The 12,796-nt window shown below is 48.9% G+C and carries 8 protein-coding genes and 1 pseudogene; 4 read left to right on the top strand and 5 right to left on the bottom strand.

Annotation, left to right across the window (positions count from 1 at the left end; all coding sequences use genetic code 11):
* Nucleotides 1-11 precede the first annotated feature (11 nt).
* Nucleotides 12-3,343 (top strand): annotated as a pseudogene (locus ACR9Y8_RS19715) (vitamin B12-dependent ribonucleotide reductase).
* A gap of 452 nt (nucleotides 3,344-3,795) precedes the next feature.
* Here ACR9Y8_RS19715 and ACR9Y8_RS19720 read toward each other — a convergent pair.
* Nucleotides 3,796-4,479, bottom strand: coding sequence for a Dph6-related ATP pyrophosphatase (locus ACR9Y8_RS19720; protein ID WP_481214966.1), 684 nt, complete (start codon nucleotides 4,477-4,479; stop codon nucleotides 3,796-3,798).
* 217 nt (nucleotides 4,480-4,696) lie between these two features.
* On the opposite strand from ACR9Y8_RS19720, the gene ACR9Y8_RS19725 reads away from it, so the two are divergent.
* Together ACR9Y8_RS19725 and ACR9Y8_RS19730 are read left to right on the top strand one after the other, a co-directional pair.
* A complete protein-coding gene (locus ACR9Y8_RS19725) occupies nucleotides 4,697-5,197 on the top strand; it encodes a hypothetical protein (protein ID WP_481214967.1) in 501 nt (166 codons plus the stop codon).
* 40 nt (nucleotides 5,198-5,237) lie between these two features.
* Nucleotides 5,238-5,717, top strand: coding sequence for a YcxB family protein (locus tag ACR9Y8_RS19730; RefSeq protein ID WP_481214968.1), 480 nt, complete (start codon nucleotides 5,238-5,240; stop codon nucleotides 5,715-5,717).
* 166 nt (nucleotides 5,718-5,883) lie between these two features.
* Here ACR9Y8_RS19730 and ACR9Y8_RS19735 read toward each other — a convergent pair whose 3' ends face one another.
* The 3 genes from ACR9Y8_RS19735 to ACR9Y8_RS19745 form a co-directional block, all read right to left on the bottom strand.
* Nucleotides 5,884-7,350 carry a SusD/RagB family nutrient-binding outer membrane lipoprotein gene (locus tag ACR9Y8_RS19735; protein WP_481214969.1) on the bottom strand — a complete coding sequence of 489 codons (1,467 nt, stop codon included), beginning with the start codon at nucleotides 7,348-7,350 and terminating at the stop codon, nucleotides 5,884-5,886.
* 18 nt (nucleotides 7,351-7,368) lie between these two features.
* Entirely contained in the window at nucleotides 7,369-10,845 is a 3,477-nt protein-coding gene (locus ACR9Y8_RS19740) for a SusC/RagA family TonB-linked outer membrane protein (RefSeq protein WP_481214970.1), read from the bottom strand.
* 77 nt (nucleotides 10,846-10,922) lie between these two features.
* Nucleotides 10,923-11,366 carry a GNAT family N-acetyltransferase gene (locus ACR9Y8_RS19745; protein WP_481214971.1) on the bottom strand — a complete coding sequence of 148 codons (444 nt, stop codon included), beginning with the start codon at nucleotides 11,364-11,366 and terminating at the stop codon, nucleotides 10,923-10,925.
* A gap of 400 nt (nucleotides 11,367-11,766) precedes the next feature.
* On the opposite strand from ACR9Y8_RS19745, the gene ACR9Y8_RS19750 reads away from it, so the two are divergent.
* Nucleotides 11,767-12,468: a carboxypeptidase-like regulatory domain-containing protein gene (locus tag ACR9Y8_RS19750; protein WP_481214972.1), complete on the top strand. Its 702-nt coding sequence runs from the start codon at nucleotides 11,767-11,769 to the stop codon at nucleotides 12,466-12,468.
* Here the strand turns inward: ACR9Y8_RS19750 and ACR9Y8_RS19755 are convergent, their stop codons facing one another.
* Nucleotides 12,469-12,795, bottom strand: coding sequence for a helix-turn-helix domain-containing protein (locus tag ACR9Y8_RS19755; RefSeq protein WP_481214973.1), 327 nt, complete (start codon nucleotides 12,793-12,795; stop codon nucleotides 12,469-12,471).
* Nucleotide 12,796: the final 1 nt, after the last annotated feature.

Below are 12,796 nucleotides of genomic sequence, written 5' to 3' on the forward strand. Positions count from 1 at the left end.
TATCTAAACGGATGAAACAGGCTATTAACAAAGGCGGCCTTGTATTTTCCCGCCACTTTACCCAGGAAGGGACAAGCCCATATGATCAATTTGAGTACGAGCTGCGCTCATCGGTGATCCGCAACCCGGGCGGGGATGTGGTGTTTGAAATGAATAATGTAGAGGTGCCCCGGGCATGGTCTCAGATAGCAACCGACATACTGGCCCAGAAATATTTCCGCAAAGCGGGGGTGCCTCAGCCTGATGGTAGCCTGGGCCGCGAAACATCCGTTAAACAGGTGGTGCACCGTATGGCCAATTGCTGGCGCGTATGGGGAGAACGCAGCGATTATTTCGCTTCTGAAAAGGATGCACAGGTGTTTTACGAAGAACTGGTTTACTGTATGCTGAACCAGGCCTGTGTGCCCAACTCCCCCCAATGGTTCAATACCGGCCTGCATGAAAGCTATGGCATTACCGGCAAGCCACAGGGACATTATTTTGTGAACCCTGCCACCGGCAAGGTAGAGAAGTCCACTTCTGCCTATGAGCGCCCGCAGCCGCATGCCTGCTTTATACTGAGCGTGGAAGACGACCTGGTGAACAATGGTGGTATTATGGATCTCTGGATGCGGGAAGCCCGCATCTTCAAATATGGCTCCGGCGTGGGCACTAACTTCTCCAACATTCGCGGCGAAGGAGAGAAACTGAGCGGAGGTGGCACTTCCAGCGGTTTGATGAGCTTTCTGAAGATAGGCGATCGGGCTGCCGGCGCTATCAAATCAGGCGGCACTACCCGCCGGGCCGCCAAAATGGTGTGCCTGGACCTGGACCATCCGGAGATCATGGACTTTATTAACTGGAAGGTAGAGGAAGAAAAAAAAGTAGGCGCGCTGATCGCCGCCGGCTATTCTTCCGACTATGAAGGAGAGGCTTACCGTACCGTGTCTGGTCAGAACTCCAACAACTCTGTACGGATCCCCAACAGCTTCTTCCACAAGTTGGCGGAAGACGGCGAGTGGGAGTTGAAAGCCCGCACCAATGGCAAGACCATGAAGAAAGTGCGCGCCAAAGACCTGTGGGACCAGATCGCCTACGCCGCCTGGCGTTGTGCAGATCCCGGCACACAGTATGATACCACCATCAATGAGTGGCATACCTGTCCGGAAGGAGGGCGCATTAACGCCTCCAATCCCTGTTCAGAATATATGTTCCTGGATAACACCGCCTGTAACCTGGCTTCTGTGAACCTGCGCCGTTTCTTTGACGAGCAACGGAACCAGTTTGACGTGCAGGGTTTTGAATATACAGTGCGCCTGTGGACAGTGGTGCTGGAAATATCTGTGCACATGGCCCAGTTCCCATCCAAAGAGGTGGCGCAGCTGAGCTATGAGTACCGTACCCTTGGATTGGGCTTCGCCAACCTGGGCTCTATGCTGATGGTGAGCGGCATTGCTTACGACAGTGAAGAAGCCAGGGGTATTGCAGGAGCGATTACCGCGATCATGACCGGAGTATCCTATAGCACTTCCGCTGAAATGGCCAGCCACCTTGGCGCTTTCCCCAAGTTCGCAGAGAACAGGGAGCATATGCTGCGGGTAATGCGCAATCATCGTGCAGCCGCTTATGATGCGGCCGATGCTTATGAAGGCATTGAAATAAAGCCCCAGGGCATTAATGCACGGTATTGCCCCGATTACCTGCTGAAAGCTGCTACCAAAGCATGGGATGATGCTGTTAAGCTGGGCGAAAAGTACGGTTACCGCAATGCACAATCCACCGTGATAGCACCCACGGGTACTATCGGCCTGGTGATGGATTGCGACACTACCGGCGTAGAGCCGGACTTTGCACTTGTAAAGTTCAAGAAACTGAGTGGTGGCGGCTATTTCAAGATCATCAACCAGAGTATCCCTTCCGCATTAAAAAACCTGGGCTACCAGCCCAACCAGATAAAAGCGATCGTTGATTACGCCAAAGGGGCCGGCAGCTTTGCAGGTGCGCCTTACATCAATCATCAGTCGCTGAGCGAAAAGGATTTATCGCTGAAGAAATGAAGAAGCTGGATACGGCCGTAGCTTCTTCTTTTGATATCTCTTTTGTGTTCAACGTGTACACACTGGGCGAAGAATGCCTGCAAAGACTGGGCTTCAAGCCGGAGCAGTATTTCAATATGGAGTTCAGCCTGCTGCATGAGCTGGGCTTTACAGATGAGCAGATAGAAGCCGCCAACGATTATATCTGCGGCACTATGACCGTAGAAGGGGCGCCTTACCTCAAAGCAGAGCATCTGCCTGTATTTGACTGTGCCAACAAGTGCGGCAAAAAAGGTGAGCGATATATCCACGCGCATGGGCACATCCGTATGATGGCGGCCACGCAGCCGTTCATCTCAGGCGCTATTTCCAAAACTATCAACCTGCCTAATGAGGCCAGCGTTGAAGAGATAGAAGACGCTTACAAGCTTAGCTGGGAGCTGGGGCTAAAGGCCTGTGCTCTGTACCGCGACGGCTCTAAACTAAGCCAGCCGCTGAGCAACAAGAGCGATAAAAAGAAAAAAGCGGAAGCCGCCGAAGAGAACAACAAGGAAACTGCTACACATATCATAGACCTGAACCAGCTTACCATCGATGAACTGCTGGAAGAAGTAAGCAAGCGTATGCAGGCCAGTCCGGATACCACGCTGAAACGCCAGCTGTCACGCATTATCGAGCGTAAAACGTTGCCGGGTAAACGCCGCGGCTTTACACAAAAGGCCAAGGTGGGCGGACAGGCGATCTTCCTGCGTACCGGTGAATACGGAGATGGCACACTGGGCGAGATCTTTATAGACCTGGCCAAGGAAGGATCAACGCTGCGCAGCCTCATGAACTGCTTTGCCATTGCGGTTTCTGTAGGCCTGCAATATGGCGTGCCGCTGGAAGAGTTTGTAGATAAATTTGTGTTTACGCGTTTTGAACCGGCGGGCATGGTAGACCATCCCAACATTAAATCAGCTACTTCTTTGATAGACTATATCTTCAGGGTATTGGGCTATGAGTACCTGGGCAGAACAGACCTGGTGCATGTGCTGGATGCTCCTGGTAATACGGGAGAAGATGATGATATGCCTGAATCGCTACCGGCGCAATCACAGCCTTCTTTATCCAATGTGCGGGTAACAGTGCTGACTGGAAAAGGTAATACAGCCAGTCCCAAACCGGTGAAGCAACAAGCGCTGGCGGCCAGTGAGAACAGTACACAGGATTATATGCGCAGCATGCAAAGCGATGCGCCGGCATGTAATACCTGTGGTCATATTACCGTGCGTTCAGGCACTTGCTACAAGTGTTTGAACTGCGGAAATAGTATGGGATGCAGCTGAAAGCGTTGTCAGCAAAGGCCTTGTTAATGATTTGTTATTCTTGGCTCAAAATTTCAAAGAAAATTAACATGCACTTACCTTTGTATTCAAATAGGGTTTTCATAGGATAGTAACAAATTGAGGGCGCCTTTCTAGGTGCCCTTACTTTTTTTAGTTGAGACCCCAACATGAACATCTTTTTCCCACTCCCTTCTTTCCGGTCTCATTTGATTATTTTTAAAAAGGCGCTTCCTATTTAATTTTTTACTAATATTTCAAGCCTGATTTTGAGCTTTTCCAAATCTTTAACATTACACTAACATCATTATAGATTTTTTATATATTTGTTATTGTATTAATTTTTATTATGGTTACTGTCCTATGAAAAACCAAATATTTCTACAAGCATGACTCTTCATGCACTGTAAATGACTCTCGAAAGCAATGGTTCATCCATTGCTTTTGTTTTTTATTCAGGGCAGTAATTCCTTGAAAAAGAACCGGTTATCCCAGTTGCCCGCGCTATAGCTGCGTTCTACGGTTTCGCCGGGAGTAAAAGATACGGGCGATTTAAAGAGGGGACCGTCAAAAACGAAGGTGTGAAACTCTCCGTTCTCCCCGCAGGGGTCTACATCCGGGGGCAGGTCTGCCAGGAATTGTTCATCAATGATCCGGCCCGCGAAGCTTGCATCCAGGTAACGGGCGTTCACGCATACAACGATAGCTTTAAAACCGGCCTTTATGATCTGTTTTAAAAGTTCGCGGCTGTCCTGTTTCCAGATGGGAAATATTCCCTGCATACCTATCCCAGCCAGCTGTGTTTCCCGGTACTGCCGGAGGTCTTCCAGGAAGATATCGCCGAATACCGCATGAGAAATATGCTCCCGGAGCATAGCTTCCATCTGCTGCTGCATTAGCTGGTTATAGTCTTCCATGGAGGCATTTTCCGGTAGAAAGGCTTTTTTAAGGGGGATGCCTATCTGCCTGGCCTGTTCATCCAGCAGCTCTTCCCGCAGCCCATGCATGGATACCCGCTGAAAGCCGGCGCTGAGAGTGGTGAACAGGTAGCGTATGTCATAAATGCCCTGCTGGCGGACGGTCCAGAGGGCGAAGCAGGCGTCTTTACCGCTGCTCCAGTTGATAAATGCAGGAATCATAAGAAAAAGACAAGGCCCGCGGCGGCAGACCATATGTTAAATAATGTTAATGGTAAAGGTAGGCCGATTTTGTTTTTTGGGATTTGTAAATTCTATTTTGTATTTTTAAAGTTGAAAAATTACCTATATGAAGCCAGGCATGCCAATATTTTCTCAAAGATGTATGGAGAACATGCAAGGCTTTTCTGTTTTCCCCACATCAAAAAAATATCTTCACATGAGAACGCTGTTGTTCCTGCTGATGGTGATCATCGCCTCAGCCGCATCAGCATATGCCACTGATAATGATGGACACAAGGAGAAATGTGAGAATCCGGAAAAGCCATCCAGTGAAAGCAAGGCTGCTGTAAAAGCTACCGTTAAGCCCAGCCGCGTAGAAGAATACGTATGGATGCTGAGCCGTGAAGATAACAGCGCTGTAGAAGACGGCGCCCTGGAGAATGCTGTAGTGGACCTTTACAAATGGTACCTGCAGAATGAAAACAGGATCAATAGTAATGATTACCTGAAAGGTGGCGGTAAATCGTTGGTATTTCCGTTTAAAGTAGACGCCAAAGCGCTGCAACAATATTTTCAGTTTATCAAGAATAATTTTCCGGGATTGAGCGAGGATGATCTTGAGAAGATCAAGAAGCCTGTAGCAAACCGTAAAAAATATGCTCCTGTTACAGAACGGGATGATATGGAAAACCCGATGTCCATTGCTGCGCCCAAGTAGTTGTTGATCGTAGACCATAAAAAACCTGTTGCCTGGCATAATGCACGTAGAGTTTAGCTATAACAAGGAGGATGTATTGAATGCATTACGCTATCACTTTTCGAGACGGGGTGAGATCAAAGTCTTCCGTAATACCTTATGTATATTGGTGCTGGCTGCCCTGGCCGGATTTTTCTTTCAGCTGGTAACGCTGAATGCACTGATTGGCATTATAGCCATGACCGGCCTGATCGCATGGGCATTCTGGTATGTGTTACCCTTATCCACCTATAATAAGGCTGCCACTTTTAAAGATGAGATACGGCTAAGATATACCGAGGACGGGTTAATGATATCTACCCGGGCCAGCGATCACCAGCGGCAGTTATCCTGGAATAATTTTTCCCGCCTGGTGGAAACCCGGAAATTCTTCTTCCTGTACCGGGATAAAAAATCCTTTCTGCTGATCCCTACCAGCGCTTTTGAAAACGAAGATGCACGGAATACCTTCAGTAAGCTGGTGAAGGGAAAGATCAATTGATTAATTATGTTGGTGTGTTAATGCATCAGCTCGAAAATAAAAAGGCCTTCCTGCTGATAACAGGAAGGCCTTCGTAATTCAAATGTAAAGTAAAGCCCCCAAGTGATAATTGGCTGTTTGCAATTTGCAGCAAGGGCTGCTTTATTATTAAACTGCTAACAGCCCCTTATTGTTTATTCCACCACAATTTTACTCCCTTGGTATCACCGCCAATGGCAGTTGCCGCGGCCTGGTAGCTGGCATTGTTCTGCTGCTGCTCGCTTACAGGGTAGGTAAGGCGGTAGGGCACGAATGTTACGTTCTGGTCAAGTGAGCCATCCACGGGAGCAATGAACAGGGAATCGCCGCCGGGTTTTTTGAAGTTCAGCCTCAGGCGTTCAAACCAGCCCTGCAGGCCCTGTGGATAGAGCGCCAGCCATTTTTGCGTGCCGATCACATTTCTCCAATCGCCTTCGTTATATGGCACCCGCTGCAGGTACGCGTTCACCGAATCTGCATTAGTGATGCCCCAGTATTCCAGGGAGGCTTTTACGCCGTTCTGGTAATGGGTGGCGGCATCAGCGCCTACCGCCATACCACGGGCGGCTGCTTCAGCCAGTATGAACTCTACTTCCGGATAGGTCATCAGTATGCCCGACATGTCTGCGGCATAGATCCTGGTACCCGGATAAGAATAACCGGAGGGGGGCAGGCGGCTTGGATTGCTTTCGGATGTACCATAAGCCAGTCCGCGGTATACCGTGTCTAATTTCGTTGGACGTGCGAACACCGGCAGACGGGGATCGTTTACAGTGGCCATGTAATCTACCAGGGTAGATGTTACAAAGAATTCCGACAGTTCCCTTTCAGATTCGTTATAAGGGAATTTATTGGGCGCTGCGGTCAGGTATTTGAAAACTGCACTGTCTGCATTGCTGGTCATAGCGTTCTGCCAATTAGCTTCGATAACGCTTTTTGCTTTGGCCGGATCCGCATCCACCATACGAATGGCCAGGCGTAACATTAAGGAGTGCGCCAGTTTTTTCCAGGCAGCCACATTGCCTTTAAAGATCACGTCTCCGGTGGGAAAGCTTTGCTGTGCAGGATCGAGCGCTGCCGCCTGTTGCGCCAGCGTATCCAGTAAGGAATTATAAATGGCTTTGGCGTCATCATATTTCGGCCTGATATTTTTTACATCCTGCAGCGCATCTGTGTAAGGAATGTTACCGTAGGTATCTGTCAGGATCTGATAGATCCATGCTTTCAGTATCTGGGCAATGGCAATCTGGTTAGTGGATACCGGCAGCGGTTTTTCCTTGTTCAGGCGGATGATCTCGTTCAGGTTGTGCAATGACACGCTGTAAAGGTTATTCCAGATGGGTGCGTTAATACCCTCGTCCAGCAGGTAACGTGCATCGTTCGCCTTATCGTTGCCGGTCCAGTATTGTGCGTAGGCCATGGCCGTGCGCCCGTTCTGGGGGCCGGCGTACAAAATATCCATGGCAGATTTCTCTGCTCCTGTAAGCAGGTATTGCGGTTCTGTGGTGGTAGGCTTGGTAGGATCGTGATTGATGTCCTCCAGTTTTTTACAACCTGTTATTACCATACCACCTAAGAGGAGATAACAGCTATATTTTAAGATTCGTGTAAGCATTTCCGTTGAATTTGTTGGTTAGAATGAAATATTCAGGTTCACGCCATAAGAGCGCAGCGAAGGCAATGCACCTCCCTCAATGCCCTGTACGTTACCGGCAGAGTTGGTAATATTCGAAGGGTCTACATTGGGCGCATTCGAATGAATGAGCCAGAGGTTACGTCCGTACAGTGATATACGTGCGGCTTGTGCCCTTATCTTTTTATACCATGATTCCGGAATATTATATCCTAGTTTTACTTCGCGCAGGTATACATAGCTGGCATCATACAGATCGGCCTTGCTGATCACGTTGCCACCGTTTTGGCTGAAGTTGTCCTTTGCGGTGATGTTTTTGGTGTTGTCCTTACCGTCTTCTGTTACACCGGGTACTACGATGCCGTTCTCACGAATGCCGTTTGCAGCGGTAATATCCAGCAAGCCCGACTTCTTACCATACAGATTGGTGTAGGAGAAGAACTCGCCTCCGTGCTGCATGTCTATCAATGCAGAGAGGTAGATGCCTTTGTAAGAGAAGGTATTGTTAACGCCGCCTATCCAGTCAGGATTTACATTACCGATCGGGTGAATATCAGACACCTTATAGTAACCATCAGCAGTTACTACTTTTCTGCCCTGTTCGTCGTATGTATAGTCAGTACCCATAATGGTTCCCAGGGACTGGCCTACTAACGCTACTATGGATACCTTGTTGGTACGCCGGTCCGTAGCCAGCGAAAGTAGGTCCAGGTTGGTATTGTACTGTTCTATATTCATGTCCAGCAACTTATTCCGGTTGCGGGCGAAGTTGGCGTTGATATCCCAACGGAAGCCTCCTTTGAGGCGGATTGGGTTCAGGTTTAAGCTTACTTCCACACCCTGGTTACGTACGTTACCGCCGTTCACCACTACGGTAGTAAAGCCGGTGGCCGCAGGAATGGGCAGGGTAAGGATCTGGTCTTTGGTGTTACGGTTATAGTAAGTAACATCCAGTCCGATGCGGTTGTCAAGGAACTGCAGTTCTGTACCGAACTCATATTCACGTGTGCGCTCCGGTTTGAGCAGGAGGTTATTCTTGGTGGACAGGAAGTTGGTTACCGGATCAGTGCCAAAGGGCGGTATCAGCGCATAAGCGTCATATACCTGGTACGGATCGGTGTCGGCGCCCACTGCGGCAATACTACCCCTGATCTTTCCGTAGTTCAGCCATTTCCATTTCAGCAGATCGGAGAAGACAAATGAAAGGGACGCGGATGGGTAGAAGTATGGATTGTTGTCTACGTTGATAGTAGAGCTCCAGTCGCTACGGCCGGTAAGATCGAGGAACAGGAAATTCTTATAACCCAGGGTGGCAGTTGCGAAGGCAGAATTGATCTGCTTTTCGTAGAACTGGTCAAACACCTGGGCAGGCTGTACGGAGTTCAGCAGGTTATAAGTGCCGGGGATAATGAGGCCACCGGTTGTTTGTCCGCCATTCACCGTCCATTTCCTATGGAGGATGTTACCACCAACGGTAGCGTCCAGTGAGAAGTCGCCAAAATCTTTATTGATGTCTGCCGTGAACTGGTAGTTCATTTCACGGGAGCTGCGGAGGCGTTTCAGATAAGAACCGGTAATAAGGCCGGTAGCACCGGGCTGTTGCGCCATCCTTTCTTCTTCAGTAGAATTGTACTGATCCATAAATACGCGGCCGCTCAATGTAAGCCAGCTGGTTACCTCATAATCCAGACCGCCTAAGCCGAAGAGCCTGTTACGGGAATCTGTTTCATAATCCTGGTAGCGGTTCCAGTATGGGCCGTTGCTGAACGCAACAGTAGGATCATTCCAGAGCTTGCGGTTCCAGGTCATCTGTGAGCCGTCTGGGAACATATAATTCTTTGCCCTGTTCATATCCAGTTGCCGTTGCCCGTACATAGTGAACTGCAGCGTAGGGTTAGGACCGGTAAAGCCGGTGCCCGGGCGGCCTTTGGCGTCTATGATGCTATAGTTGGCGGATACTACCGCGTTCAGGTTCTTGGCCAGCTGGTAGTTCGCGTTAATGGAAAGGTTGTTCCTGATAAGTGTAGCATTGTCCAGTACAAAGTTTTGTTTCATGTTGCCATAAGACAGGCGGAAAGAACCTTTGTCGTTGCTACCACCCACGGCGATATTATTGGTGAGCGTAGTTCCTGTTTTGTAGAAGCTTTTAACGTTATTCGGTTGGGGAGACCAGGCGGCTGTTTTACCGAAGTCGGGATTGCCTTTGTCTTTATCCCATGACCAGTAGTGGCGCACCTGGCGGCCATCGAGGCGAGGTCCCCAGGATTCATCTGCATAGTATTGCGGCAGCAGATCATAACGGCCTTTACCGTTGTTATCATCATAAGTAGCGCTCTGTTCACTGAGAAAAGCTTCCGGATGCTGGTTATAATACACAGTGTCGAAGCCCGTATAACCGCCACCGTATTGATTCTGATAGTTAGGCAATTTATATACCTGGTCTATCTGCGCGTTGAGGCTGTAGGTAACGCCAATGCCACCGTCTGCATCCGGCTTTTTCTTGGTAGTGATCTGCAATACGCCGTTAGCGCCGCGGCTGCCATACAGGGCTGTGGCTGCAGCGCCTTTCAGTACGGAAATATTTTCAATGTCTTCCGGGTTAATATCCTGTATGGGGCTGCCGTAGTCATAACCGCCGCCACCGCGTTGCTGGTTGGGATCGTTGAGCACGTTGTTGAGCACGGGCACACCATCTACGACGATAAAGGCGTTGTTATCTCCTAGGATGGATTTGTTACCACGGATGGTCATTTTGGTAGAACCGCCCATGGAACCGGTATTGGTACTTACCTGCAGGCCCGCTACTTTACCGGACAATGCATTTACGAAGTTCACTTCCTTGGCTTCCTGTACAGCATTGCCGCCCACTTCCTGCAGGGCGTAGCCTACTGCTCTCGGGTTCTTTTTGATACCGAGGGCGGTCACTACGACTTCCGACAGTGTTTTTTGTCCGGCGGCGGCAGAGGTCAGTGATACCGTCATGGGCTCCCGTCCCTTCACCGGCAATGCCTGTTCACCGAAGGTAGCGGCTGATACTACAATTGTATCGTTGCTGGCAGCTTTGATAGAGAACTTACCATCAGGAGCAGACATAACCGCTTCCCCTGTCTTTTTGTTCAGCACTTTGGCGCCGGGAATAGGTGTTTGCGATGAGTCCTGTACGGTTCCGGTAAGTGTGAACTTAGTAAGCTCCTGTTTGACGGTATTGGAATCCGGAGGCAGGATCAGAGCAGTATCCTGTCTGGGTTTGCTGGTATCCCTGGCGGTGGTGGCCGCTTTACTGGTGTCTGTTGCCGGTTTTTTTGTAGTATCAGCAACAATAACAGCAGCGGGTTTTGATGTGTCTTTTCTAACAGAAGTGTCTCGTTGAACTGTCGTATCCTTCCGTACTGGCGCAGTAGTATCCTGTTGCGCTCTGCCGGCAGTACAATAAAAGATACAGCACAGTCCAAGCCCGGCGAGTACATGGCTTTTCATGATATGTAAGTGATTTTTTGATTACAAAGCTTGCTTGCTTTATACCGGGCAGCCGTTGAATATTAGAGAGGCTACAGTTACAGTTTTTTCCTCATTTCGTAGTGCGGAATGCCTACTTCCATAAATTCATCTCCGTGAATTTTGTACCCCAACTTTTCATAGAAACCTGCAGCTGTTTTACGTGCGTGCATCATCAGTTCTCTAAAGCCGTTGCTGATAGCTTGTTGCTCTGCAAATACGATGATGTCACGACCTATCCCCCTGCCCTGGAATTCCGGGGCTACGGCCATTTGCCTCAACTGTACCGTGTTTTCATCCACCGGTGTCAGTATGCAGCACCCTGTCAGTAACTCCTTGTCGTTCTCTGTCAAATAACATCCTATCAAACAGTCATTGATCTCCTGTTGCAGATAGGATTCGGAAAAAGTAAGCCCTAAAGGTTTGCGTAGTATTGCATTCCGGAGGGTTACCATGTCCCGGTAAGCACAACTACCGTATTCGATTATACGAAAATCCATCATAGCAACATGGTCAATCTAAGTACAGTATTGTGTTACAGGCTATTTGCCATTGCCCGCCAGGGCGGGTAGAACAAACATCGGGCCAGTGGGCCACAGTACGGGGTTCGGGGGTTATCAGGATGCTGGCACCCTTTATACAAGGCGTATGCTGGTGGCTATAAACGGAGAAAAATGCACGCTGTGGCATAAAATTCGGGAGTAATGACCAAAGATAGGAAATTTCCGCAGCTCCATTTTTAGCGACCGCTGGATTTGGGGACTATGTCAGCAATGTGTGGACACTCACTGGTTCATTTTTAACGTTTCTTTTGCGAGGGGAAAGCTATATTTGGCGATGCCTATTACCAAAAATAGACAGCTTTTATACGCGTGGGCACTGTTACCTTTATTCCTGTTACTGTTGGCGGGACTACAACCTTTACGCGCGCAGCAGATACAGGTGAAAGTATCCGGTATGGTGGTGGATGCCGATACAAAGACGGGGCTCCCTTCCGTCACGATCATCAACAAAAGAACGCAATCAGGGACGGTCAGCACAGAAAGCGGCCGTTTTTTAATAGAAGCTCAGCCCGGTGATACTATAGAATTCTCCATGTTGAGCTATTATAAGAAAGAAGTGGTGGCGCCATTGGAAAGCACCTCCATCAATGTGTACATGCCTAAAAGGATCTTCGGGCTGCAGGAAGTGAATGTACGGGGCCGGAACTACCACCAGGACTCACTGGCCACCCGCCAGGAATACGGGAAATATTTTAACTACAAAAAGCCAGGTGCGCTGGACGTGCTGAAAACGCTGCCGGCCAACCCGGTAACAGCGCTTACCTACCTGATGCCCAGCAAGGCGAGGAAACGCAAGGAGCATTTCCGCGACCAGCTGCAATACTGGGAGAAGGAGAAATTTATAGATTACCGCTATTCTCCTGAACTGGTGCAGAAAATGACAAAGCTCGAAAGTCCTGAGCTGGATTCTTTCATGCTGCATTACCGCCCGGGGTATCATTTCCTGGAAACGGCCACGGATTATGACTTGATGCTGTATATTAAGCAGTCGTTTGAGCAATATCAGCGGGATAAGAAAGAGGAAAAGGCGCAGGGACAGTAGTTATACCAGTTGAAGCGGCTTATTGTCGAATTTTACATTAAAGTAGATCTCTGCTTTCAGCGCATGAAATATCTTAACAATGGTGCCGATGGTTGCGCTGTTGGCGCTGCTTTCTAGTTTAGATATCTGCGCTTTTTGCACTCCAACCAGTTTACCTAATTCCTCTTGTGTAATGTTACGCTCTTTTCTGGCCTTTTTAATCATATAACCCAGGATCTCCATCTTAAGTTCGTACTCATATTCTTCCCTGGCGGGAGTTCCCGGTTTACCTATAAACTTGTCTTTCATCTCATCAAGTGTATAGGTTTTTAGTTTGGGCTTTGCCATA

The organism is Chitinophaga sp. SVR4-12A, from assembly GCF_056754765.1.